Source organism: Colwellia sp. BRX8-9 (assembly GCF_014077245.1).
Lineage (GTDB): Bacteria > Pseudomonadota > Gammaproteobacteria > Enterobacterales > Alteromonadaceae > Colwellia_A.
This window is the reverse complement of the sequence record NZ_JACGVN010000003.1, coordinates 104,201-129,799: the sequence shown is the minus strand read 5'-3', so window position 1 is coordinate 129,799 and position 25,599 is coordinate 104,201. Positions and strand designations below refer to the sequence as shown.

The following is a 25,599-nucleotide window of genomic DNA, read 5'->3' as shown; positions in this document are numbered from 1 at the left end:
AAAAATTATGATGAAAGGTGGCATGGGCAACTTAATGAAACAAGCCCAACAAATGCAAGATAAAATGGCTAAAGCTCAAGAAGAATTAGCTAAAATGGAAGTTATTGGTGAGTCAGGTGCCGGCATGGTTAAAGTGACTATGACAGGCGGACACAGTGTTCGACGTGTTGAAATTGACGACAGCTTAATGGCAGACGATAAAGATATGCTTGAAGATTTAGTTTCAGCCGCGTTTAACGATGCCGTTCGTCGCGTTGAAGCACAAAATAAAGAAAAAATGGGCGCTCTAACAGGTGGTATGCAATTACCTCCTGGGATGAAGATGCCGTTTTAAGCTTGAAGTGTATAAAAAAGCCCGCTTTTAAAGCGGGCTTTTTTGTTTGGGTCATATGTGGATCAAATAATATAAACTATATTTTCATAAATATGGTGCTAATACTTCTGGCCAAGCTTTTCAGCCATCTCACAAACATAATTTGGTTGTTCTTTATCGATCCACTTCCCATCAAATTATTGGATCATTTCCCAATTAGCATGGCCCATATGTTTAGCTAACCAAACACACCGGTGAGTGCTATCTATCTCAATTGAAATAGTTAACGTCGATGATATATAAATATATGTAGCCAGACTTTTAGATAAATTAGTATCAAATGAACGCCTTCATTATATCAAAAAATAACACTTTGTAACTAATTCTCATTCAGATAAGGGGGATGTCGTCAATCAGCAAGTAGTAATATTATTAATAGATAATTTAAAAATATTTGAGGGTTATTTTCAGAAGCTCGTATATTAGCGTTAAGTCTTTTCTTTTATATAGTAAATTCTGATTTTATGTTTACTTGGAAATAAAAATGTATAAACAAACATTATTAGGACTTTCAATTGCTATGTTAATTTCTGGATGCATGGCAACAAAAAAACCACCTCAAATAGAATTAATAACTAATGCTGAATCATTTGAAGTAATATTACCTTTAGGTGCTGAGTCAGAGGGAACAACTGGATGGAATATTGATTTTAGGCCTTTTACTAATTATACAATAGCAAAAGGTAGTACTATAAAAGACTTCTATCAAGTTACTCATAATGAAGTTACAGCAACTTCAGAGTTAACAACAAATATATGTCGAGGTCAAAAATTTGAAACAGGTAGTGTATTTAAATCATGTATAAATTATCTGGCAGACGTTAAAACAACAAGATCGGAAGATGATTTAAAAGTTATCATCACCCCTAAAAAAGAAATAAAACAGGTTGGTGGCTTTTTGATGGATATAAGCCTTCCTAATGTTAATATTTCTGATTACTTTGGTTATCTTTCTAGTCAAGAAGTTACTGTTCGTTCCAAAATAACCTCTAAGTATTCTTCTGAGGCGATCAAAGGCAATTTTGATCGACTACTTAAACGTCATAAGTGGGAAAATGGACAAGCCGATGTAGCTCACCGACAATTTAAAGACACCTATTTAATGACATTAAATAACAATACAGATGTACATATTAGTGTTGGTTTTTATCCTTATAGAGATGGTTCTATTGTTGAGTTTGTTGCAACAGGCATTAGCAGTAAGAACAATCAAACACGATCTATTAATTGGTCAACAATATTTAATGAAATAGAAGAAAAACTCAAGGGTGTAGTTAATAGTTAGCTATTTATATACGCAGTGGCTAATTTGAGCTGCCACTGCATTCTATCCGCTTTGCAGAGAATAAAATGGAAAATAACGATATTACCCAAGCAATCATGAACTGGCAGAATGGTACTGAAGGCTCTCAAGAGAATTTCTATGTCATTATTTATGAACACTTACGTCAACTCGCAAGTAAAACAAAAAATAAAATGGCGGAGAAAGAATATGAGTCAAATAATCATTTAGAAGATCACATTAATTCAACAACCGCACTGGTTCATGAGATTTACCTTAAGTTGCATAATGGCACTTCAGAAATGTATGGCTCAAGAAAAGAGTTTTTTGTGATGGTTTCAAAAAGCATTCACAATATTTTAGTCGATCAATGTCGTAAGTCTTTAACCGCTAAGCGAACAGGGGATATTACATCAATACATAATTATAAAGATGTATTGATTATTGATAACAATGATAAAGACCAACGCTTACTAGACCTTTCATCATGTATTGATAAATTGAAAGGAGACTTTCCCAGACAAGCTGAGGCCGTGATTTTGAAATATTTTGGTGGTTTGTTAACAAAAGAAATCGCAGAGACTTTGAATATATCTTTTTCTTCTGCAGAAAAGGATATCGCTTTTGCTAAAACATGGATGAAAACTAGGTTAATGGCATGAGCCACCCAATCAATATTTTCAGTACTGAATTTAATGGGGAAACACTTCAAATAGAAAGTGAATCTTCATTGAGAAAATTTACCTTAAAAATAAACGGTAATAATTCACTTAAGTTTATTCGCTGGTTTGGTGGAAGCAGTGTAAGCAAAATTATAGAAATTCAGGGTGATTACTTTCAGATAAGATGCAAAAAACTTATGGGTCACCGGTGCTTATTAGTTATTGGTTTATATATATCCAACCTACCTTATAAAATAGCTCTTTATGATCTAGGTGATAAAAAGGAATTACCGATGTCACAATTACCTGCTAATCTACTTTTGTAGCGTTATAAGAATACACACAAGTCTGGCGCTTTTATCATCATCGTTTATAAACAACACTCTTCAAGTACCAATCAAAATATTCATAGTCTTCGACTCTATAGAACATCTCGTCAGAATTTCCATTAAACATCTAATAAACCTAATATGTGATAAAACATTAAAATGTTGAACGTGTTAATTTTATTTTCGTAAAATCCATAATTACATGAGGTTTTTAAAAGGAATATCGTATATCCACACTTAGATAAAAATCCCTAATACTTCTTTTGATCTTAATGCTAACTATTAGAAAAATATTAATGAATCTAGACGAATATTGGGACGTTACAGAGTACATTGTGAATAGCTCAAAGATAGATAGCTATTCTTCGTCAGTTATAAGTGATGGAAAAATAGTAGATACATCTTCAGTTTATACAGAAGTAAATACCCAAACAGAGAGTATTAATAATTATATGAGTTTTCATAGTTCTCAAGATATATGGGGGACTAATTTACTAACAAAACAAAAGTGTTGTTTAAAATTTAATGACTTAGATGTTAGCTTCAAACCCGGACATCGAATGAAAGTGATAAGTAATATAAAAACGGGAGAAATAGTAAGGCTAATTAATATTAATACTGGGGAGTGGGACCAATCAGGTGCCTTTGTAGAAAATGAGCATATAACTCTATTGAGTTTTTTTTATCATGGTGTTGCAATTTTTGCCGCATTTATTACTTCACTATTGGGCGTTATTTTTGGCCCTATAATATTTATAGGTGGATCAATCATTATTTTTAACGCATATAAACTGATCGATATGAGTCCTGTTTTCAAAGAGATCCTTCTGTCAGGGGTAAGTTGTTTGATATTAGCTTTACTGGTTTCTTATCCTTGGATATTTGGTCGTTATGGCCACGTTGATCTTGGCAGTATAATGGTTACAAATTTTATTATGATCCAAATCGTCGTGTGCTTTTATATGAGGCTCATTCGAAGAGCGAGTATTATAGGAGAGCAAATCAATTCTAAAGTCGCCTATTTACTAAAATATAATTGATAATGTAAAAGTGTAATAATTACTGCAATTATTAGTCTTTTAACGAAAGGGCAAGTTGACTTAACCGTTTGTTATTTCTATTATCTATACAGATTTTAAATGGTTTGTATGAAAATAAATAAATGAAAGAAACGACTAATGTTTACGAGCATTTTAATTGTCTAATTGAGCTAACCGAAAAAGAAAGAACGTCCTACCTTAATCAACATTTTAATGATGACTCAGCCGATAAAGCTGAACTCATTGCGTTACTTGACTGTTATCAATCTTCCGATGAGAATACCCAGTGGCGTACGCTTATAGCGGGTCATGCTAAAGATATGACCGGTGACGATGGTGTTGAACACTTATCGGGAACTGTGGTCGGTCAATTTACTTTAAAAGAGGTTATTGGTCGAGGTGGCATGGGAGTTGTTTATGCCGGCACCCGAACCGACGGAAAATTAGCACAACAAGTCGCTATTAAGTTTCTATATCCATCCATCATGCATTTAATCGGTGAAAACCTTGTACACAACGAAGCTTATATTCTTTCAAAACTAAACCATCAAAATATTACCCATGTACTTGATGCCGGAACATCAGCAGATGGTCATCATTATTTTGCCATGGAATATGTTGATGGCATCGCTATTGATGTTTATTGCCAACAAAACAAGCTAACGATTAAGCAACGTCTAAAATTATTTTTAAACGTGTGTGATGCCATTAGCAAAGCACACCTGTTAAATATTGCCCATACCGATATAAAACCGGGAAACATTCTGGTCAATAATGAGGGTGTGGTAAAAGTCTTAGATTTTGGTATCGCCAAGCTAATTCACGGTGACAGCACAAGCCCACATCAGAAAATGGTTCAGCGTTACCTGCGTGCACTCAGTATTAATTATGCCTCACCTGAGCAACTCAAGAATGATAAATTAACATTGCAAACAGACCAGTATTCTTTGGCTATTCTTCTTCACCAATTACTCACTGAACGAACACCTTTTTCTCGAGATAAACACGCAATAAATGAAATTATTGAGCAAGTGGTTAAAGGGCAAGTCCCATCATTAATCAGTCAAGTTAGCTCATTGAAAGCAAAGTGGCAATTAACGGGGGACATCAATGATATTGTTAAAAAGGCGTTGTCTCCGTCGCCAGAGCAACGTTATAAAACATTAACTGATTTCAGTAGTGATCTTTACCGTTATTTAAAAAAACGGCCTATCAGTATTAAAAGCAATAGTCGTATTTATAACGCTCAAAAATGGTTGGCACGCTCTCCCGCACAAGCGTTTTTATTGTTGATATCACTGTCAGCCTCAGTATTATTTTGGCAACAAAATATTCAAATAGAAAAAGAAAAAAACAATGCCTTAGAAGTTGCTAATCAACTGTCTGCAATGTTTGAATCAACAGATCCCACCCATGGTGGGAATTCTGATTTAAAGGCTATTGATATTTTAACCAAAGGTGAGCAAACGATTAAGTCATCACAAAGCATTAGTGATGAGGTTAAGTATCATTTGTTAACCGTATTAGCTAAAAGCTATAGCGGTATTGGTTATAACCAACAGGCAGAAAGTCTTTTAGAAGAGGTACTAAGGAATAAGGATAAGTTAACTCCAAAACAGTATGGGCAAGTACTATTAACGTTAGCGAGAAGCTTACAAGGGCAACTTAAGAATAATAAGGCAGAAACAGTTTTTAAAGATCTTTTAACTCACGCAGAGAAGTACCCAATAAGTTCAAAAGAACTATTTACGAGCTATTTAAACTTGGCAAATTTACTGTATAAAAATTATAAAGGTGAAGGAGATAGTTTATATTTTGAATACACAAATAAAGCCAAGTCTTTAGTTGGTGGGTTAAGTGATAATGAAAAAGCAACGTTTTTATTTATTGAAGTGCACGAAGAATACTTAAAACACTGGAACTACTTTGTAGGTGAGGATGTTTTTGATAAAAAGGGTTATGCCAATGCGATTAGGCCTCTGATTTTAAAATATCAGAAAATATTAGAGTTAGTTAAAGATGATCCTAAGTTAACGTTTTTAATACTAAAAAAAATAAGGTCTTTATACTTTGAAATAGATGCTAAAGACAGTCAAGAATTTCGTACTTTGTTAAATCAACAGCTTGTTAAATTTAAAAAACAGCTTGGAGAAAATAACCATTTAGTAGCGAGTTTTTATATTTATCTGTCGTTTATTGCTTATGACAACTTACAAATGCTTGAAGCACTTTTAATGTCTAATCACGCATTTGCAATTAATGAGAAGTTAGAAGGAAAAAAAAGTTATGCATATTTAGAAAGCTTGCTTCAGCAAGGAAAAATAACTTTAGCTTTAGGCAATATTGTTGAAGCAGAGAAAATTATTTTTAGCGCAAGGGATATCTATAAAAATATGCCCACAGCCAAAGTTTCGATTCCATTTAAAATAGGCTATTGGAATGAATTGCGGCAGTATTGCTATTTGTTATTAACACTAAATCGTTTTGAAGAGGCATTGCCATATATTTCTGAGTTTATTTATTTGTCAAAATATGATGCTCAAATTAATGTGGTAGAAGATCCGGTAGAAAGCGTTGTAGAGTTTACTGCCTATAAAATAGGTATAGAGCAAGGCTTTGATGAGGCGATCACTTATTGGGAACTACAATCTGAACAATTTACAGACAGCTCTATTTTGTATGCCAACTGGATTAAGGCGATGCTCTTATCTTTAAATAAAGATTTTAAACCTGCCTTAGCTTATTGGGAAAAAGTATTGTCTAACTTTTTACATTACCCTATTCAAAAAATTGATTTTTATCAAAAAGAAGTGTGGTTTTATCAGCAAAGTTTACTTGCAAACAATAAGTTTAAAGAAGCCAACGATTTAACCATAGATGTTGTAAATTTTCAGACTCAGTTAAATAATAGTGAAGATAATCATTGGTTGATACTCGCTAAGAAAAAGCTGGATGCTTTAAATAAAAATTATCCAGAGTATATCCAACCAATTCACTAATTCTTATTCATCACCCTAAGTAACATATTGTTTATTTTTATAACTAACCATAGTGATGAAAACATGGTGGCAGCTCCAAGTACTTGAATGAATAGAATATGCTTAAATTCAACGATCAGAACTTAAAAGCAAGCCACGAAAATAGTTAATAAAATAGCAACAATAATTCGTTGCATAAGGTTATTGAAGTCTTTTATTATTTTACAAAAAGTTGAGTGTTAGCATTTTTAAATCTCACTTCGAAGGCGTAATATCGTTAGGTTTATTAACAACAGTGATAATAACCAACCGAAGGTTCCGCCACCTGAGCTGTCTGACTCTTTGTTTGGCGTTACGGTAATATGCTCAACATTTTGTATATTAACAGTGATATTATTTACTGTTCCTATAACATCCAGCTCAGAAGATATTATTAATTTAAACGATTCTATAGCTTCATTAACCTGATCAGCATTTGTTTGAATCGTCACCTTTTTTTCAACTTCACCTTCTTTAAAGGTAATTACCTGCTCAATAGGAATGAAGTCATTATCACTAGTTGTTACATTGCTACTTTTTATGGTGACCTCTATGTCAGTATCAGAGCCACCTGTTCGAATTAGGTTGATTGTTGCACTTGCTCCTTCATTGACAGTGATGTTTGAAACGTCAAATGAAATTAAGCCCGCTTCAGCCTTCTCATCAGAAATAATAGTCACCTTAATAGCACTAATGCCTTCAACTGCAATCCCATTTGGCTGACGAAACTTAATGTAGAAAACCTCATCAAATTCGGAAAGCGTGTCATTATTTAAATTAATAGCAACCTCCTGAGTACCGTGATCGAAGTATCGGCGCTTTGCTGTATATGCAACATCACTTTCAGATGCAGTATCATGCTCTGTGTAAATCTCAATGCTTGAATATTTTTCAGGAGAGCCAAACCATGAATATGGTACAGTAAGGTAAGTGTCTGTCTCTGATACGGTAATCTCAGCGACATCAAAAGTAACTTTACCCAAAACCTCTCTAGCATCCTTTCTTTTGCGGAATGTTCCCGTCTTTGTGTAAAATTGACCGCCGTCTGTAGCTGATTTGTAAGAAAAAGCCGCTTCTGCTACACCAGCAGTACCACAAGGAATATCTCCGTTAATTATATTAATATCAGAAAAGAAGGGTGTTCTATGTTTAAAGCTCCCACCAGATTGGTGAACAATGCTCAAGTCGTTACCACAGCGAGCGCCTACAGCATAAGTTTCCATATAGCCCGTCTCGCTAGAGTCATGATGAACCCCATCGTTATGACCTAGCTCATGAGCTAAAACATGAGTGTAACCAGTACCAAGTGCGCCCATATACGTTGACATAACCACGTGATTTCCGCCGAGGCCACCCATACCAACGGCACCATCGCCACGATATTTAGTAATTAAGACATAGTAAGATGCTTGATACGTAGCGTAGACATGTCGAGTATCACTTTCAGAGAAGCTCTTAATCAGCTCTGTAAGGGCAGGTGTTTGGTCGATAATGTGATGATAAGGCAGTACGCCGGCAACCCGTCGAGTGATGGGTATTCCGTTATTTTTAAACGCAACATTATTAACTTCAATTTGAGACTTGATAAATAACTGTATATTTTCAATATGACCTAGGTCTTCCAATGCCTCAGGCGTATAAAGGAATAAAACATCAGTAATGGTATTATTGTTGGTATCAAAGTCTTTGAGGTTGTAAGCTGAGTCATCATATCTAGAGTCCATGACAAAGCCGTTCTTGCCTGTTAATAATTGCCCCCCTGAACCATTAATTGAAGATGCTTTAGCTGACTTTTGTGCTGTTCTTTGTTTGCTTTTGGTTTCAGGATAAGTAGTTGCATGGAGGCTATTAGCTATAAATAATGATAATAAGCCAGTAATTATTATTTTTCTCAATTTCAATCCTTTTATATAAATACGTATCTCGTGGAGTAAATACTATCTATGTAAGCTTATTGAAATTAGGTACGTTATGAACGGAAAAACCCTCAAAAAAACCTCGTAATGAGGTTTTTTTAAATTGGAGTGTAAAATTTATATTTTACTTTCAATATTTATGGTCTATACAGGTTTGAATATATTCGAGTGTATACCTTGGATTTTCACCTTTTGATATACAGACCACAGCGTCTTTGACAAGCGATTGATGTTGATATATTTCAAGACTTCTTTCTGATAACTTTTTAGCTAAAGGGGATGAAAAACAATTAGCCATTAAGGCACCATATAATGTTGTCAGTAAAGCCACTGCCATCGCAGAGCCAATAGACTTAGGATCATCCATATTCATTAGCATAGCGACAAGTCCAATAAGCGTACCTATCATACCCAGTGCAGGTGCAAGTTCAGAAAAGGAATTGAGCACTTCAATCGATGAGTTATGTCGCTCTCTCGTCAGAAAAATTTCTTTAGCAAGGCTTTCCTCTAATTTTGTATCGTCATAAAGACCATCAACAAGCATAGCTAGCGACTTTTGAAAGAATGGATCTGCGGTTGTGTATGATTCAGCCGCTAATACCCCTTCACTTCTTATTGCTGAGCGAGTTCTAAACATTCCCCAATAGTTGAAGATAACTTAACTTCCTTTTGTGAAAATGCATGTTTGATATTTTTAATTGAATTAATAAAAACATCGTATCGGTAGCGCTTCAATAAAGACATTAGGTCTGCGAATGCTGCCAACCACTCATTCGAGGGTTGTATTATGAGTTCGTCTTGCATTGGTAAAGGTAATACCTAATTATTTCTAATTAGTATCAATATTACTGGGGGGATTACTTCTGGAATAACAAAGTTAAGGTTAATACCCTCATAAGATTTCTATATTAATGATTTAATTGATTAAGGAGAAGTGTAGCAAAGCGCATCACTTGGAATAATCTCAGCTATAAATGCATTGCTGTTATTGTAATTCCATGTGGCACCGCTAAAAGATCCTAGGTTAGTGTTGAAATGAAATAACGAACTTTTTGTGCCATTACTGTATAAGTTGTCAATGCTATTACTATCAACAAAGTTAACACCATTGCTGTTTAGGTCTAGTAATAATGTTTTTACTGTTGAAATGTAACTTTCAACGACTAATTCCCAGTTTATTAATGTTAAGTCGATTTCCGCTTCCGTTTTTCCACCATATGAATAACCGGTCACAACTTCAGCTTCAGCTTGTAAATCAACCCAAGACGCTGCTAAGTTAGTCTCAATGCTTGTTAGTAAAGCGTTGTAAGTGTCAGTATCTAGGTTTTGATCTAAGTAACCTTTATCAGAAAGGAAGTTTAACATTGTGAGTGATTCACTATAGCTAGGTAATCCGCCAGCTAATAATTGCTTAGTCTTAATAGAATCTACAGTAGCGCTGTACGAGGTGTTATTGATAGTTAATGAGAAGCTTTTAACTTCCGTTAATGTTCCATCAGTTACTGTTACTTCAATCGTTACTTCTTGGGTTTCTCCACCTGTTTGATCTGCGGAGTTAACAGTAAGAGTGCTTCCTGAAATACTCCCTGAAGCAAAGGCATTTGAGAAAGAAACGGTTTTAGTTAATACATCACTACCTGTATAGCTAATAGAAATTGATATCGTATCAGTACTGGACTCTTCAATAGTGGTTAAAGGTGTAAGGTCAAATGATAACGTGTTTGCTATCGTATCTTTTACGTTGATTAATATTGTCTTAGAAGCAGTCACAATACCATCGGTAACTGTAAGTGTTACATTAACATCAGTATCACTTGTGACTTCTTTTGTTGTCAAAGTCATCATTGAGCCATCAAATAAAACATCAAGTGCCGAAGTATTACTACTTGTAATACTATAAGTTAAGGGATTGGTATCACTGTAACTAACCGTTATTGAAGATGTTTTAGCGCTGTTCTCATTTAGGGTGTCATCAGAGGCACCCGTTATTGATATGGTGTTAATAGCATCATTAAGTACGTTAAAGGTAACACTTATTGTGTCGCTAGTAGAACCATCCGTTACCGTAATGTTCAATGTAACAACTTCACTTACAGAGCCGCTAATGGCATGGGTAATAATTGTTAAAGTGCGGTCTGAAATAGCTGCTGTTGCCGCAGATGTGTTAGATGATGAAACACTGTATGAAAGCGTGTTTACCCCATTATAATTTGCTGTAATATTGTAATCGCTGGAGTTGCTTTCGCTGATTTCACTATCAACAGAAGTATCGATATTCAGAATAAGGTCGTCATCATTAACGACTACTGCAATAGTTTTTGTTGCTGTTATAGCGCCGTCAGTTGCCGTGATGGTTACGGTAACACTTTCGTCAGAAGTTAATTCAACTGAATTCAATACTAATGATGTGCCATTAAAAGTGGCTGTAAGAACAGTCTTGTCAGAGGATGTGGCACTATAAGTTAAAGGGTAATCGTCTGAGTAGTTAACTGTAACAGATCGACTTATATAGCTATTATCAGTCATATTTACGTCAGAAATTTCGTTGATTGAGAGAGTGTTGATATTGCTATTTACGACACTGAAGGTAACGCTGTCCGAACCAGTAATAACACCATCTGTGGCAGTTATAGTTAGAGTAACTTCACGAAAAGAAGCTCCTTTAATGTCTTTCGTTGTGATAATTAATTTTTTGGTCTCTGAGTTTATAGAAGCGGTAGCAACACTATTATCATTTGAAGTAGCTGTGTATGTTATTTTATCAGTCCCCGAATATGACAGTGAAAACGATAGTTGATGTACAATAGCTTCATTTAAAGTATTTAAATTAGCGATATCAAGTGCTAAAGAGTTATCATTAATAGTAATTAAAATATCATGTTCAGTAGTCACAGTACCGTCAGTGACAGATAGGGTGATTACAACATTAGTCATTGAATTAACATCTTCAGTAGTCCATTCAATTTTTCCATCTAAAAGCGAAACACTCATATTGTTGTTATTAGAAGTAACAGTCTCGACTAGCGTAAATATATCTGAATAGGATAGGGTAAAAGGTATTGAACCTGATTCATTTTCATCAACAACTAAACTGTCAATACTCGTAATCCCTATAGTATTAAGTGTGTCGTTTAATATACTAAAGGATATCGTTGTATCAGTACTTAATGTTCCATCTGTCACCGTTAGGGTTAAGCTCACAGATTCCTTAATAGTGCCGTTAATGCTACTTGAATTAACAACAATGTAGTTTCCATCTAAACTAGCGCTCAAAGCCGCATTTTCGTTTGATAGTGAATATTTTAATTGACTGTATCCATTGTAATTAGTGCTGATAAGTAAACGTTCTTCGCTTGACTCACTCATCTCACCTAACGCTTCAATGTCAGTTGTTAGTGTGATTTCAGTAGTATCATTAACCAGTAAGGAGAAAGACTTGTTGTAAGACACTACACCGTCAGTAAAGAGTAATGTGATAGTTAATGACTCGTTTGTGCGTCCGATAACATCGTTTGTGGATATGTTGATTATATTATTTTCAAAAGTAACTGAAGCAAGATTGCTATCGCTAACCTCAAGCTCACTTAATAAAGGAAGATCACCAGAATAGTTAATAGTTACAGGGATTTCCGTTGTGCTGTTTTCATTGATTGTCGAAGGTGAAGTTAGATCTATGGTGAGTTCATCACTTTCATTGTTTACAACTTCAACGTTAATTTTTTGTGTGTCAGATACATAGCCGTCCGTAGCAATGATAGTTATAACATCACTAACATTTCCAATTCCTGATACGTTGTTGCTGTTGACTGTTAAAATATCTTGAGATAGTGATGCTGTAACAAAAGCATTTTTAGTGATAATACTATAGGTCACATTATCTTTACCGCTATAAGTTAATGACGTATTGCTTAATATTGTAGCGTTTTCAGCTAGTTTTATTTTACTATCTACATTGAACTCAAGAGAATCTTCGATATTATTATTTAAAGTAACAATAAAAGAATCACTGCTTTCAAGAGAACCTTGTAGGGCATTAACTGTAATTTCAACATCTTCATTGTTTCTTCCTACCTTGTCATAAGAAGTTAGGTATAAGATATGATCTTCAATACGAGCAGAAATTAGTTCTTCATTTGAAGATGTTGTAGTGTAAGTAATGGGTGTATTTATTGTTTTGTTTACTGTCATGACAACTTCAGAGATTAAATTCTCATTGATATCAATATCATCACCTAATTGGAGTTCAAGCGTATCAGGTGCATTATTAATTATTTTGAAATCAAAAACATGACTATCTCTAATAAAACCATCAGAGGCAGATAAAGTAATGTTTACATCACTATCAGAAGCATAAGGCACATCAGAAGTGGTAATTGTTAATATTCCCTGTTCTACAAAAACTTGCAAAAGCGGGTTATTGCTCTGAACTTGATAAACTAGCTCTCTTTCACCATCGTATTCAATAGGGAAGGGTAAAGATAATGTTGACGATTCAGCAACGTCATTTAAATCATCCTCTAAAATCCTTAAAACGTCAGCGGCATTGTTGATTAAGGTAAATGGCAGCTCAAGTAATTCGGTAATATATCCGTCAGTTGCCTTTATATAAGCGACAAGGTTTTGATTATTATCGCCAGACAATTTACCTGCATTAATTATTAATATTCCATTATTAAGCGACACTTCTGCATTCTGGTTGTTATTTAAATAGGCTTCATAAGTTACTGTGCCCGTTCCAGTATAAGAAGTGTCAAAAGGAATACTTGTACGACTTTTTTCATTTAAGGTGCTTAATCCAATTGAGCTTAAAGATAACTCGTCAGTAATTACACTTAGTACACTAACAAAGAACGATTCAGTAAAAACAACGCCGTCAGCAACTGCGTTAACAGTGATTTTTACAGAAACATTGGATGTAGGTACGGAATTACTTGTAGTCAAACTAAGAATACCGTTTTTCATTGTTACAATGATAAGGCTAGTATCACTTGATACAGCGCCATATGAAGTTATGCCACTACCCTCATAATTAACGGTAAAAGGAAGTGATGTTTCTGTATTTTCGTTAACAACTGAAATATTTTGGTATTCAATAGAAATAGTATCAGGTACGACATTGTTAATAACAACACTGAACGTATTAGTAATGGTTTGATTAGCAGCTTTTGAAGTAAGTGTGAGTGTAACTTTCTCATCGCCACTCCAAGGAATATGCTGAGTAACCACTTTGATTTCTCCATCTTCAATATAGGAGTATAGGTAGTCACTATCATCTGATATTAAGTGAGAAGTTACTGCGTCACCATCATAGTTAACGTTAATAGCAATAGACTCACTACTATTTTCATCAACTGATAATAAAGGTTTAATTGATATTGAAAAATTATCAGGAATGTTATTTAGGATTGTTACCGCTTGTACTATTGTGCGAACTTCTTCACCAGCAGTCGCTGTAAATGTTACATTAACTGTTCTTCCATCTGTGCCTTTCATCTTCTTTGATGTAACTGCAATGTTACTATCATCAAAGGAAACTTCAGCAATATCACTATCGACATCAAGAGTAGCATTAATAACAACATCACCTTCACCGTTATACTCAAAAGAAAAAGGCATAGTAACAATAGAATCCTCATTCATTCTTGATTGACGCTCTAAGTAAGTTGTGAAAACAAGAGGTACTGGATCAGGCTCTGGATCTGGCTCTGTAGGTTCATCAGTTTCACAATCACTTTCGCAAGCGCCAGATGTATTGTTTAAGGTAAATGAGAAATTTTTAGTGTCACTAACTTCGCCATCAGAGATGGTATAAGTGACATTAATAATTTCAAATTCCTCACCCACCAAGTCTCTTGCGTCAATAGTTAGTTGGTTATTATAGTAATTTGTTTTGACAAGGCCTCTATTGCTTGATGAAACATCATGAGAAATACTCTTAGTGCCAGAGTATGTAACAACAACAGGAATGTACAAGATAGAATTATCATCGAAATAGTCTACAATAGCGCCTAAAGAAAGATCGATTGTAGCTATCTGTGGCTGTTCAATAATCTCAGTCTTTGAAGTGCTCTCACTACCGCCACAGGCATATAATATGGAACTGAGTAATAATATAGATAAAGTTTTATTCATGAGATATTCCATGTTGGCTGATGTTGTTTCATTAATGAAAGTAGAGGGGTTAATTACATGCTGTCGGGGAATTATAATGTGATAAGTTTGCAGGGATTAGTTCCTCTAATTTACATGTGTCTGCTGTACAAACACGAAATCCATAATTATAAACAGCAAGGTCAATATCACTACTTCCAGCAATAGAGGTCTTATCGTTAGTAGATAGGACAAGTGTTCCATTAGTGACCGTGAGATCATCGCCTTTTGCTACTTTATATAACGCATAGGAGTCATTGGCGCTGTAGTGAACATCATCGGTAAATACAATCATTGTTAAAGCGCACAATCTTGCTTTATCACCTGAAAAAGTAAAATACTTTGTTTTATCACAAAAAGGCATTTCAGCTAAGGCTGATTTAAAGGTGAAAATATCACCTGAATTGTAACTCTTAGCCATGTTGTCTAGATTTGTAGCATTAGAAACGCCAATACCACAGCCCTTTATTGAACAGTTAAGGGTAGGGTTGAATTCACCACTACTTTGAAAGAGTAATGATTTAATAGTTGTGGTTGGAATATTAGGATATCTAGCAATTGTACGTGCTAAAATACCTGCGGTAATAGGTGAAGAGAAGCTTGTACCATCCCATCCGTAGACTGCACCATCTGCGGGACCTAAAGCATATACACTTACACCTAAAGCTCCTACGTCATTTGTAGTGCCAAAGTTAGAGAAAGAAGATAATTCACCTGTGCGAGTCAATGCCGATGTTGTTATTACACCCTTGCAATTAGAAGGATAATGATTGGAAGCATCAATCCCATCATTACCCGAAGAAACAGTAATTAATATACCTTTTGAAAGGATGTTGTCAATACCTGCTTGCATGTAAGCCTTACATTCACCTACACCACCTAAACTCATATTTATAACTTGGACAGGCTCACTAATGTCTGGAGCCGAGCCCACTATTTCACCTGACATCCAGTTCATTGCATCAATTGCATTAGAGAAATAACCTGTTCCACACTCCATTGCTTTACCTGCAATTAAATCAACATCTGCTATACCAGCGATACCGCTGCTATTATCGGTTATGGCACCTATGACACTTGCTACACCAGTACCATGTGCAAAACCACATGCCTCACGTTCAGCTAGTGTATTTCCAAGCATTTGCCAGCTCGCATTAGGTGAAAGTCCCTTTGAAGATATATCTACAAAATTATATCCTTCACTAAAAGCTAAATCAGAATTTTCCCAAAATCCAGAATCAACTATACCCACTCTTGGCTTTGCTAGAGGTATTATTGTTCCATGGGTGCTACTTATGTCACTTTGAGCATAATAATAAGTTGTTGGTTTTTCCCAGAAATATTGTAAATAGAAACTCGGATCTGTTGGTAAAGTTATGGGTTTTTCGCCGACAATATAATCTAAAGAGGGGGATATCACACTAAAGTTTTTTCTTTGTTGCTGTTCAAGTGATTGATTGTTTTTTAAGTTAATGCGCTCTACTGAAGGAGTTGGAAGTGAAATAGGCATATCAACCTCGTATTCACCATTATCACCAACATACTCATTCAACCTATCCTTAGTTACATAAATAATGGTTCCATCATTAGTATTAATAAGTCGAATTTCGCTAGCATAAATGGAAATAGAAACTAGAGCCAATAACGCGATACCTAAAATTTTCATTATACTGACCTTAAGCTAGAGGTGATTTTTAGTAAATTCATTCGCTACTAAGATTATTATATTGGGTTGTAATATGTGGAAGTGTTGATATTTGTTCTAGATACGAGAATTAAATACAAACCCTCAATTATATAACTTTCAAATACTTGAACTGAGTGAATATTCGAAGTTAAGAGTATATTGTAAAATACTCAGGGATAGATATGTATTATTCGTCATTTTATGGTGAAGTAAATATCCAAACAGAGCGTATTAATAATTATATAAGTTTTCATAGCTCTCAAGATATATGGGGGACTAATTTACTAACAAAACAAAAGTGTTGTTTAAAATTTAATGACTTAGATGTTAGCTTCAAACCCGGACATCGAATGAAAGTGATAAGTAATATAAAAACGGGAGAAATAGTAAGGCTAATTAATATTAATACTGGGGAGTGGGACCAATCAGGTGCCTTTGTAGAAAATGAGCATATAACTCTATTGAGTTTTTTTTATCATGGTGTTGCAATTTTTGCCGCATTTATTACTTCACTATTGGGCGTTATTTTTGGCCCTATAATATTTATAGGTGGATCAATCATTATTTTTAACGCATATAAACTGATCGATATGAGTCCTGTTTTCAAAGAGATCCTTCTGTCAGGGGTAAGTTGTTTGATATTAGCTTTACTGGTTTCTTATCCTTGGATATTTGGTCGTTATGGCCACGTTGATCTTGGCAGTATAATGGTTACAAATTTTATTATGATCCAAATCGTCGTGTGCTTTTATATGAGGCTCATTCGAAGAGCGAGTATTATAGGAGAGCAAATCAATTCTAAAGTCGCCTATTTACTAAAATATAATTGATAATGTAAAAGTGTAATAATTACTGCAATTATTAGTCTTTTAACGAAAGGGCAAGTTGACTTAACCGTTTGTTATTTCTATTATCTATACAGATTTTAAATGGTTTGTATGAAAATAAATAAATGAAAGAAACGACTAATGTTTACGAGCATTTTAATTGTCTAATTGAGCTAACCGAAAAAGAAAGAACGTCCTACCTTAATCAACATTTTAATGATGACTCAGCCGATAAAGCTGAACTCATTGCGTTACTTGACTGTTATCAATCTTCCGATGAGAATACCCAGTGGCGTACGCTTATAGCGGGTCATGCTAAAGATATGACCGGTGACGATGGTGTTGAACACTTATCGGGAACTGTGGTCGGTCAATTTACTTTAAAAGAGGTTATTGGTCGAGGTGGCATGGGAGTTGTTTATGCCGGCACCCGAACCGACGGAAAATTAGCACAACAAGTCGCTATTAAGTTTCTATATCCATCCATCATGCATTTAATCGGTGAAAACCTTGTACACAACGAAGCTTATATTCTTTCAAAACTAAACCATCAAAATATTACCCATGTACTTGATGCCGGAACATCAGCAGATGGTCATCATTATTTTGCCATGGAATATGTTGATGGCATCGCTATTGATGTTTATTGCCAACAAAACAAGCTAACGATTAAGCAACGTCTAAAATTATTTTTAAACGTGTGTGATGCCATTAGCAAAGCACACCTGTTAAATATTGCCCATACCGATATAAAACCGGGAAACATTCTGGTCAATAATGAGGGTGTGGTAAAAGTCTTAGATTTTGGTATCGCCAAGCTAATTCACGGTGACAGCACAAGCCCACATCAGAAAATGGTTCAGCGTTACCTGCGTGCACTCAGTATTAATTATGCCTCACCTGAGCAACTCAAGAATGATAAATTAACATTGCAAACAGACCAGTATTCTTTGGCTATTCTTCTTCACCAATTACTCACTGAACGAACACCTTTTTCTCGAGATAAACACGCAATAAATGAAATTATTGAGCAAGTGGTTAAAGGGCAAGTCCCATCATTAATCAGTCAAGTCAGCTCATTTAAAGCAAAGTGGCAATTAACGGGTGACATCAATGATATTGTTAAAAAGGCGTTGTCTCCATCGCCAGAGCAACGTTATAAAACATTAACTGATTTCAGTAGTGATCTTTACCGTTATTTAAAAAAGCGGCCTATTAGTATTAAAAGCAACAGTCGTATTTATAACGCTAAAAAATGGTTGGCACGCTCTCCCGCACAAGCGTTTGTATTGTTGATATCTCTCTCAGCCTCAGTATTATTTTGGCAACAAAATATTCAAATAGAAAAAGAAAAAAACAATGCCTTAGAAGTTGCTAATCAACTGTCTGCAATGTTTGAAGCAACAGATCCCAGCCATGGTGGGAATTCTGATTTAAAGGCTATTGATATTTTAACCAAAGGTGAGCAAACGATTAAGTCATCACAAAGTATTAGTGATGAGGTTAAGTATCATTTGTTAACAGTATTAGCTAAAAGCTATAGCGGTATTGGTTATAACCAACAGGCAGAAAGTCTTTTAGAAGAGGTACTAAGGAATAAGGATAAGTTAACTCCAAAACAGTATGGGCAAGTACTATTAACTTTAGCTAGAAGCTTGAGAGGGCAAAGTAAAAATAAAAGGGCAGAGATCGTTTTTAATCAGTTGCTTGCTCACGATGAAAAGTATCCTATTTCTATACGAAATAGATTATCGACATATTTAAAGTTGGCCGATTTAGTTTCTAGAAATTACTCAGGCAGCGAGTTGTATGAAAAATACAGAAATAAAGCGAAAGCTTTAACTGGACAGCTGACAGGTAATGACAAAGCTCGTCTGGTACTTTACGACGTTGAAGATGAAAGCAGAAAACTCTGGGTCGAATACACAGGGGATGGCTCTAGAGCAATAAACTTAGAAAAATACCAACAAGGTATTAAAACACTTATTCTACAATTAAGACAAGCATTACCCCTTACAGGTAGCGATTACGAATTAAAATTACAGATCATCAGTGAATTATCTTCTTTGTACTTTGAAACTGAAGGTGCGAATAGTTCATCGGCTAAAAATTTAATCTCGGGTCAGTTAGATAAAATTATATCTACCTTGGGAGAAAATAATGTAATTTCAGCCAATTGGTATTATAAACTTGCAACTAAAAGCTTTGACGATAAAAATTTTATTGAATCTGAAATGTTCAATAATAAGGCGCTTGAGTTATACCTTCGCCTAGGAGGGAGACAAAGCTTTAATTACTTTAAAGGAATGCTACTTGCTGCTCGAATAAAATATACTTATGGACAGCTTGAACCGTTTGAAAAAATTTATCGTAAAGTTAAACAAACATACGACCAAATAGATCCTGAAAGAATCACTATCCCGCTAAAAGTTGGATATTACAATGAGCTAAGACAATTCGTTTTTATGTTGTTTGCAATGGATAGACAAGAGGAAGCTAAGTTGTATGTAAAGGAAGCCCTTTATCTCGCTAAACATGATGTCCAATTACAAGTTGTTAGTGCCGGTGATATGAATTTTTTAGTGAACGAAATGCAGGCTCTTGATATAGGATTAAGTCAGAGTTGGAGTAAAGCAATTACTTATTGGGAAAACACTTATCAGGAAGAAATTAACAACTTACAAATAGGAAAAATTTGGTTTTATTCTTCCTTGCTTAGTTACAATAACCAGAATAAAGAAGCTTTAAAGTATTGGGATAAAATTTTACCAGATGCTACAGATTATTTTTTAACTGCAGTAAGTTTCTATAGTGACGATGTTTGGGCGTATCAGCAGAGCTTATTGGATAATAATAAATTCGAAGAAGCTAAATCGCTCAATATTAAAATTATAGATTTTTTCTCTAAAATCAGTAGCGAAGATAATTATTGGTTAGAAAAAGCTAAAAATAAGTTGGATGTTCTAAAGACAATTCGGCCAGATTTGTTTGCGATGAATTAATTATTGTCCATTACTTTAAGCAACAACTTGTTTATTTTTATAACTAACCATAGTGATGCAAACATGGTGGCAGCACCAAGCACCAGAATAAATACATCGTGTTTGAATTCAATAGCGATAATACAATAACAGCCAACAAGTATTGTTAATAAAACGCCGATCACAAGCCGTCTTATAATATTACTTGAGCTAGTTATTAGTGTAAGAAAATCATTGGTTTTACTCATTTTAATCCTTTAAATCCTTTAAATAAACACGCTCCGTGTATGTAAATTCTTTCTAGAGAAGCGTATTGACGATAGGTACGAAATGAACTTATTTTCGATACTTGTGATCCAAGTAGGTTTGAATATATTCGACTGTATACCTTGGATTTTCACCTTTTGATATACAGACCACAGCGTCTTTGACAAGCGATTGATGTTGATATATTTCAAGACTTCTTTCTGATAACTTTTTAGCTAGAGGGGATGAAAAACAATTAGCCATTAAGGCACCATATAATGTTGTCAGTAGAGCCACCGCCATCGCAGAGCCAATAGACTTAGGGTCATCCATATTCATTAGCATAGCGACAAGTCCAATAAGCGTACCTATCATACCCAGTGCAGGTGCAAGTTCAGAAAAGGAATTGAGCACTTTAATCGAGGAATTATTTCGTTCTCTAGTTAGAAATATTTCTTTAGAAAGGCTTTCCTCTAATTTGGTATCGTCAAGACCATCAACCAACATAGCTAGCGACTTTTGAAAGAATGGATCTGCGGTTGTGTATGATTCAGCCGCTAATACCCCTTCACTTCTTACTGCCTGAGCGAGTTCTGAACATTCCTCAATAGTTGAAGATAACTTAACTTCCTTTTGTGAAAATGCATGTTTGATATTTTTAATTGAATTAATAAAAACATCGTATCGGTAGCTCATCATCACCGCACCAAAAGTTCCTACGAAAACAACGAACATTGAAGGTACATTCAAATAAGCTATGAAAGAAATATCAGTAAACATGATCCCAAAAACAATGGCTATGATTACGAGTGCAAAGCCTAGGAATGAATTCTTATCCATTATTACTTTTTCCTTTATTTAGTGAATAATTAGGGGAGAACTTTGGTTTTCCTTGGTAAATAGTGATTTCTACTCTCCTATTTTTTGATCTAGCAATAGCTGAGTTATTATCTAATAAAGGTTTGTTTGCAGCTAAAGATTCAACAACTAAACGTGATGTATCAAAGTGCGTGTTTGCAGCAAAAATTTTAACTACACTTATTGCTCTAGCAGCTGCAAGTTCCCAATTATTTGAAAACAGTTCATTATTAATTGAAAGAGAGTCGGTATGGCCTGAAATTCGAATTTCTCCCGCTGTTTTATTTAACTCCGAAATAATACTAGCGATATAAGGTTTTATTTTTGGCTGTAAGAAAGCTGAGCCAGCTGCAAATGATCCTCGTTCATTTATTCTAATAACTAACACATCACCTAAATTCTCTAATTCGACTTGCTTATTTGCTATTTGAGCACTTAATTTTTGTTTAATTTTTTCTGCTAAAAGCTTAAGTGCTTTATTTTCTTTTATGTTTTCATCGGGAGATTTTTTTATTTTATCGGTTTTTCCACCCACGGTGCGTTTTTCACCAGATTGGAATTCAATACTATTTTCTGAGGTGTTCATCGTAAACTGACGCACCGTATTTATTGGTGTATCTTGAGGTTTTCCGGGTGAAAACTCCTGAGCAATAATACTTGTACCTTTTGGAATATCTGTTACTGGTATTTTATTTTGAACGCCAAAAGCAAATCGCATAGACCCCGCAATTTCTTTCATTTTAAGTACATCCATTTCACTAAAAGATAAAAGTAAAACAAAGAAGCACATCAATAAGGACATTAGGTCTGCGAATGTTGCCAACCACCCATTCGAGGGTTGGATTATGAGTTCGTCTTGCATTGGTAAAGGTAAATCCTAATTACTTCTAATTAGGATTAATATTAATGGCAGGGAATCTCTTATGGGATATACGAATTTAACTTGAATACCCTCATATAAGTTTTGTATTTATGAGTTCAGTTATTTAACGAAGATAAAACGTAATCCTTTTATTAATTTATATTCGATTCTGACTTTTATCCGAGCCTGTAAATTATAATCTCTGCTGTCGGTGATTTCGATTAATTTTACGGCTTGATTTTTAACGTTTATGAGAAGTAATTTGTAAGGGTTCATTATCTGGTGAAGTTCCCCGGATTTAGATTAATTGCTTTAATAAAAACAAACAATAAAACTAGTTTTGAAGAGCAAGGCTATTTTAGTGCTTAAAGCTTAATAGAGTAATCATATGGATACTTAATTAGGATTAATTTGGTTTGCTTAAATTTAAGCTTTACTCTTAATAAAAATGGCACCTTTTAAGATAACACTCAAATAGATTCTTTAACGTTTTGGATCATTCTGTTTGTTAGTCCCAGGCCTAAGCCCAGGTTAAAGTATAGCGCCGGCTAGTTTTCTATATAAAGGGCTATAATTTACTGTAATGCCGTGGCAACTGCGCCGCTTTATAATTAAATATTGTTTGCTTGTGTCCAATCTTTGAGCTTTTCTAAAATATCTAATGCGGTTCGGCCAAAGTCGGTGATTTCATACGCGACGGCAATAGGACGATCGCTAATAACTTCACGCGTTACTAAGCCTTGAACTTCTAATTCTTTAAGGCGTTGATCAACCATCTTTTTACTTGCGCCCCCTAACATGCGAGATAATTCGTTAAAGCGCACGGGCCCATCTTTTAAATGCCAAAGGATAGAGGCTTTCCACTTTCCCCCTAAAACGCGCATACCTCGTTCAATTAGACAGGGTTCTTCACAGCTTTGTGAATTTATTTTTTTTGCGTTACTTGTTGTTTTTATTGTTTTTGTAATCATTATTCTATTTTTATCTTAGTGGTTACTAAAAGTATACTGGTTGCTTTAATTAACCACTCTAGCATAATGTGGCTATATAGCCAATTTACTCTCTCGATGCATTATTGTTAATGCAGTTTTAGGAAACTATTTTATGCCAACACTTATCTCATACGATCCCATTAATAGATCGCCTTTAGGCGAAGTCCCTGTTACTCAAGCCCCACAAATGACAGAGGTTGTGTTACGTGCACAACAAGCGCAAAAAGCTTGGTCGGCACTGTCTCTTGAACAACGTCAACAAAGTGTAGACAAGGCCTATAAAGGGCTGGCTATGGTTGAAGACGAACTGGCTTTATTAATTAGCCAAGAAATGGGCAAAGATCACCGAAGAGCAAGTTATGAAGTGGCGGGTACCGTTCAGAACGCCTCTTATTTTACTGAAGAAATAGTGCAAGCGCTCAAAAGTGAGGCGATAGGAAACAATGCGCAAATGCAATATCGCCCCTTAGGTGTGGTTGCGGTTATATCGCCTTGGAATTATCCACTGGCCATGGCGAATAACTTGCTGTTACCTGCATTAATTGCAGGTAATAGTGTGGTGTTAAAACCATCAGAAGAAACACCTTTGGTTGCTGAACTTTTTGTTAATACACTCAATAAATTATTACCTGAAAACGTATTACAAATAGTGCACGGTAATGCAGATACCGGCAAAGCTTTAGTTGAAGCCGATATTAATATGGTCGCCTTTACCGGTTCACTCGCGGCTGGTAAGCATATTATGGCAAGTGCAGCAGCAGGGCTTAAACGCTTAGTTATGGAGTTGGGTGGTAACGATCCGCTTATTGTGATGGCAAACGCAGATATTAACAAAGCGGTACAATTTGCTGTTGCAAGTTCTTTTGAAAATGCCGGGCAAATGTGTACGTCTACCGAGCGCATTTATGTTGATGAGCAGATCGCCGATGAATTCGAGCAGAAAGTTACGGCTTTAGCTAATCGTTATCAAGTGGGCGCTTGGGATCAAAAACATGTCAACTTTGGCCCGATTGTTAATCCTAAGCAGCATGCTCATGTTTTATCGCAACTTAAAGATGCACACGCTAAAGGTGCAAAATTTTTATTAGGGACACATCACTACGAGTTGCCTTATATACAGCCTACTGTTGTCACTGGTATTACCGCTAATATGCTTTTAGAGCAAGATGAAACCTTCGGCCCTGTGGTGGCTATTAGTCGCTTTAATGAGTTGTCTGAAGCGGTTGAACGAGCCAATGCCAGCTCATATGGTTTAGGTGCTGTGGTTTTTGGTCATGATGGTGCTAATAAGGTTGCAGAGCAAATGGAAGCGGGGATGGTCGCTATTAATCAAGGCGCTGGAGGCCTTGGACCTTGGGTTGGGGCGAAACAAAGTGGTTTTGGTTTTCATGGCACGGCAGCTGGTCATCGCCAGTTTACCCAGTTACGCATTATCAACCAATAGCAATACACTATGGTCAGCACAACCCTTTAACTAAGCAAATGCGTTAAGGCCAGTATACCCATTATTGAAAGAGTAAAATATGAAACAAACAATAGACACAAACACTGACTTTTTTGTCGCCGCATTAGAAGCCGGCGCAGAGCACCCGGCTTTACCTGCATGGGGGAACCGTCAGGTTAATCCTGCTAATTTGAGCAAAGATTTTGATATCAGTCATATTGAACGTCGAGAACTGATAGAGGTGCCTGGAGCATTTCAATTATTGAATGTCTTGAGCAAAGATGAGTGCGCGCAGCTTATCGATATTAGTGAACAATTAGGTTTCTTGCCAGATGCTGCCGTTTCTTTACCGCGCAGTGTTCGACACAATGACAGTTTAACCTGGATAGTTGATGAACAAACTGATGGCACTATTTGGCAACGAATTGCGCATTTAATGGACGACCGACAGGCTATTTTTGGTGGTCGTAAAGCGTTGGGGATCAATGCTCGTTTTAGATTCTATCGTTATAACCCTGCTGACTACTTTAAGCCTCATTCTGATGGCTCTTGGCCGGGTAGTCGCATTATTGGTGACGAGCTAGTCACTAATGCTTATTCTGACCGATATAGTGAAATGACTTTTTTAATCTTATTAAGTGAAGACTTTCAAGGTGGAGAGACACGTTTTTTAGTCAATGCTGATGATCCCAACCAGCCAGCATCAAGAAATGACAGGGTTAAAAATGTCGATGTTCGAACCCCAGTAGGCGGTATATTATGTTTTCCTCATGGTATGCATCCTTTACAATGTATTCATAGCTCTCTACCTATTACTGAGGGGATTAAATATATCATTCGCAGTGATGTTTTATTTGAATTATAAGTGTTCCTCAATGGCCAAGTCGCTTTACATTGACGTGTGTAAAAGTGCTTTGTCGTCGGTAGAGCAAA

19 protein-coding genes are annotated in these 25,599 nt (G+C 35.5%); 10 read left to right on the top strand and 9 right to left on the bottom strand.

What is annotated here, in order from left to right; genetic code table 11:
• Positions 1 to 4: 4 nt before the first annotated feature.
• From H4J70_RS03635 to H4J70_RS03610, 6 genes are all read left to right on the top strand, one after another.
• Positions 5 to 334, top strand: a complete 330-nt coding sequence (locus tag H4J70_RS03635; RefSeq protein ID WP_146798582.1) for a YbaB/EbfC family nucleoid-associated protein — start codon at positions 5 to 7, stop codon at positions 332 to 334.
• 523 nt (positions 335 to 857) lie between these two features.
• Positions 858 to 1,658 carry a hypothetical protein gene (locus H4J70_RS03630; protein WP_182250638.1) on the top strand — a complete coding sequence of 267 codons (801 nt, stop codon included), beginning with the start codon at positions 858 to 860 and terminating at the stop codon, positions 1,656 to 1,658.
• A gap of 65 nt (positions 1,659 to 1,723) precedes the next feature.
• Positions 1,724 to 2,317, top strand: coding sequence for an ECF-type sigma factor (locus tag H4J70_RS03625; RefSeq protein WP_182250637.1), 594 nt, complete (start codon positions 1,724 to 1,726; stop codon positions 2,315 to 2,317).
• A complete protein-coding gene (locus H4J70_RS03620; RefSeq protein WP_182250636.1) occupies positions 2,314 to 2,643 on the top strand; it encodes a hypothetical protein in 330 nt (109 codons plus the stop codon). The genes H4J70_RS03625 and H4J70_RS03620 overlap by 4 nt, the downstream gene beginning before the upstream one ends.
• A gap of 299 nt (positions 2,644 to 2,942) precedes the next feature.
• Positions 2,943 to 3,686 carry a hypothetical protein gene (locus H4J70_RS03615; protein ID WP_182250635.1) on the top strand — a complete coding sequence of 248 codons (744 nt, stop codon included), beginning with the start codon at positions 2,943 to 2,945 and terminating at the stop codon, positions 3,684 to 3,686.
• Positions 3,687 to 3,808: 122 nt separating this feature from the next.
• Positions 3,809 to 6,685: a serine/threonine-protein kinase gene (locus tag H4J70_RS03610; RefSeq protein WP_182250634.1), complete on the top strand. Its 2,877-nt coding sequence runs from the start codon at positions 3,809 to 3,811 to the stop codon at positions 6,683 to 6,685.
• A gap of 227 nt (positions 6,686 to 6,912) precedes the next feature.
• Here the strand turns inward: H4J70_RS03610 and H4J70_RS03605 are convergent, their stop codons facing one another.
• The 5 genes from H4J70_RS03605 to H4J70_RS03585 all read right to left on the bottom strand — a co-directional run bounded on the left by H4J70_RS03605 (position 6,913) and on the right by H4J70_RS03585 (position 16,435).
• Positions 6,913 to 8,598 carry a Calx-beta domain-containing protein gene (locus H4J70_RS03605; protein WP_182250633.1) on the bottom strand — a complete coding sequence of 562 codons (1,686 nt, stop codon included), beginning with the start codon at positions 8,596 to 8,598 and terminating at the stop codon, positions 6,913 to 6,915.
• 151 nt (positions 8,599 to 8,749) lie between these two features.
• Positions 8,750 to 9,256 carry a MotA/TolQ/ExbB proton channel family protein gene (locus H4J70_RS03600; RefSeq protein ID WP_182250632.1) on the bottom strand — a complete coding sequence of 169 codons (507 nt, stop codon included), beginning with the start codon at positions 9,254 to 9,256 and terminating at the stop codon, positions 8,750 to 8,752.
• On the bottom strand, positions 9,232 to 9,423 hold the full coding sequence (locus tag H4J70_RS03595; RefSeq protein ID WP_182250631.1) for a hypothetical protein: 192 nt from the start codon (positions 9,421 to 9,423) through the stop codon (positions 9,232 to 9,234). The genes H4J70_RS03600 and H4J70_RS03595 overlap by 25 nt, the downstream gene beginning before the upstream one ends.
• A gap of 120 nt (positions 9,424 to 9,543) precedes the next feature.
• Positions 9,544 to 14,751, bottom strand: coding sequence for a hypothetical protein (locus H4J70_RS03590; protein ID WP_182250630.1), 5,208 nt, complete (start codon positions 14,749 to 14,751; stop codon positions 9,544 to 9,546).
• A gap of 49 nt (positions 14,752 to 14,800) precedes the next feature.
• Positions 14,801 to 16,435 (bottom strand): S8 family serine peptidase, encoded by a 1,635-nt coding sequence (locus tag H4J70_RS03585; RefSeq protein WP_182250629.1) that lies wholly within the window; start codon positions 16,433 to 16,435, stop codon positions 14,801 to 14,803.
• 203 nt (positions 16,436 to 16,638) lie between these two features.
• On the opposite strand from H4J70_RS03585, the gene H4J70_RS03580 reads away from it, so the two are divergent.
• A complete protein-coding gene (locus H4J70_RS03580; protein ID WP_182250628.1) occupies positions 16,639 to 17,286 on the top strand; it encodes a hypothetical protein in 648 nt (215 codons plus the stop codon).
• A 122-nt stretch (positions 17,287 to 17,408) separates the two neighbouring features.
• A complete protein-coding gene (locus H4J70_RS03575) occupies positions 17,409 to 20,285 on the top strand; it encodes a serine/threonine-protein kinase (RefSeq protein ID WP_182250627.1) in 2,877 nt (958 codons plus the stop codon).
• On the opposite strand, the gene H4J70_RS03570 is transcribed toward H4J70_RS03575, so the two are convergent.
• From H4J70_RS03570 to H4J70_RS03555, 4 genes are all read right to left on the bottom strand, one after another.
• Positions 20,282 to 20,512 (bottom strand): hypothetical protein, encoded by a 231-nt coding sequence (locus H4J70_RS03570; RefSeq protein WP_182250626.1) that lies wholly within the window; start codon positions 20,510 to 20,512, stop codon positions 20,282 to 20,284. The two genes, H4J70_RS03575 and H4J70_RS03570, sit on opposite strands and share 4 nt — an antisense overlap.
• An 88-nt stretch (positions 20,513 to 20,600) precedes the next feature.
• Positions 20,601 to 21,245, bottom strand: coding sequence for a motility protein A (locus H4J70_RS03565; RefSeq protein ID WP_182250625.1), 645 nt, complete (start codon positions 21,243 to 21,245; stop codon positions 20,601 to 20,603).
• Between the two features lie 97 nt (positions 21,246 to 21,342).
• Positions 21,343 to 22,230 carry a flagellar motor protein MotB gene (locus tag H4J70_RS03560; protein ID WP_182250624.1) on the bottom strand — a complete coding sequence of 296 codons (888 nt, stop codon included), beginning with the start codon at positions 22,228 to 22,230 and terminating at the stop codon, positions 21,343 to 21,345.
• A gap of 611 nt (positions 22,231 to 22,841) precedes the next feature.
• The gene (locus H4J70_RS03555; protein WP_404842482.1) at positions 22,842 to 23,198 is read right to left on the bottom strand and encodes a winged helix-turn-helix transcriptional regulator; all 357 of its coding nucleotides are present in this window, start codon (positions 23,196 to 23,198) and stop codon (positions 22,842 to 22,844) included.
• Between the two features lie 136 nt (positions 23,199 to 23,334).
• On the opposite strand from H4J70_RS03555, the gene H4J70_RS03550 reads away from it, so the two are divergent.
• Together H4J70_RS03550 and H4J70_RS03545 are read left to right on the top strand one after the other, a co-directional pair.
• Positions 23,335 to 24,666, top strand: a complete 1,332-nt coding sequence (locus H4J70_RS03550; protein ID WP_182250622.1) for an aldehyde dehydrogenase — start codon at positions 23,335 to 23,337, stop codon at positions 24,664 to 24,666.
• Between the two features lie 79 nt (positions 24,667 to 24,745).
• Positions 24,746 to 25,531 carry a 2OG-Fe(II) oxygenase gene (locus H4J70_RS03545; protein ID WP_182243458.1) on the top strand — a complete coding sequence of 262 codons (786 nt, stop codon included), beginning with the start codon at positions 24,746 to 24,748 and terminating at the stop codon, positions 25,529 to 25,531.
• Positions 25,532 to 25,599: the final 68 nt, after the last annotated feature.

What these genes read in the sequence shown, in the direction of transcription:
- H4J70_RS03630 (WP_182250638.1), top strand. Translation starts at nt 858, where the DNA reads ATGTATAAACAAACATTATTAGGACTTTCAATTGCTATGTTAATTTCT.
- H4J70_RS03625 (WP_182250637.1), top strand. Translation starts at nt 1,724, where the DNA reads ATGGAAAATAACGATATTACCCAAGCAATCATGAACTGGCAGAATGGT.
- H4J70_RS03620 (WP_182250636.1), top strand. Translation starts at nt 2,314, where the DNA reads ATGAGCCACCCAATCAATATTTTCAGTACTGAATTTAATGGGGAAACA.
- H4J70_RS03615 (WP_182250635.1), top strand. Translation starts at nt 2,943, where the DNA reads ATGAATCTAGACGAATATTGGGACGTTACAGAGTACATTGTGAATAGC.
- H4J70_RS03610 (WP_182250634.1), top strand. Translation starts at nt 3,809, where the DNA reads ATGAAAGAAACGACTAATGTTTACGAGCATTTTAATTGTCTAATTGAG.
- H4J70_RS03600 (WP_182250632.1), bottom strand. Translation starts at nt 9,256, where the DNA reads ATGTTTAGAACTCGCTCAGCAATAAGAAGTGAAGGGGTATTAGCGGCT.
- H4J70_RS03595 (WP_182250631.1), bottom strand. Translation starts at nt 9,423, where the DNA reads ATGCAAGACGAACTCATAATACAACCCTCGAATGAGTGGTTGGCAGCA.
- H4J70_RS03590 (WP_182250630.1), bottom strand. Translation starts at nt 14,751, where the DNA reads ATGAATAAAACTTTATCTATATTATTACTCAGTTCCATATTATATGCC.
- H4J70_RS03585 (WP_182250629.1), bottom strand. Translation starts at nt 16,435, where the DNA reads ATGAAAATTTTAGGTATCGCGTTATTGGCTCTAGTTTCTATTTCCATT.
- H4J70_RS03580 (WP_182250628.1), top strand. Translation starts at nt 16,639, where the DNA reads ATGTATTATTCGTCATTTTATGGTGAAGTAAATATCCAAACAGAGCGT.
- H4J70_RS03575 (WP_182250627.1), top strand. Translation starts at nt 17,409, where the DNA reads ATGAAAGAAACGACTAATGTTTACGAGCATTTTAATTGTCTAATTGAG.
- H4J70_RS03570 (WP_182250626.1), bottom strand. Translation starts at nt 20,512, where the DNA reads ATGAGTAAAACCAATGATTTTCTTACACTAATAACTAGCTCAAGTAAT.
- H4J70_RS03565 (WP_182250625.1), bottom strand. Translation starts at nt 21,245, where the DNA reads ATGTTCGTTGTTTTCGTAGGAACTTTTGGTGCGGTGATGATGAGCTAC.
- H4J70_RS03560 (WP_182250624.1), bottom strand. Translation starts at nt 22,230, where the DNA reads ATGCAAGACGAACTCATAATCCAACCCTCGAATGGGTGGTTGGCAACA.
- H4J70_RS03550 (WP_182250622.1), top strand. Translation starts at nt 23,335, where the DNA reads ATGCCAACACTTATCTCATACGATCCCATTAATAGATCGCCTTTAGGC.
- H4J70_RS03545 (WP_182243458.1), top strand. Translation starts at nt 24,746, where the DNA reads ATGAAACAAACAATAGACACAAACACTGACTTTTTTGTCGCCGCATTA.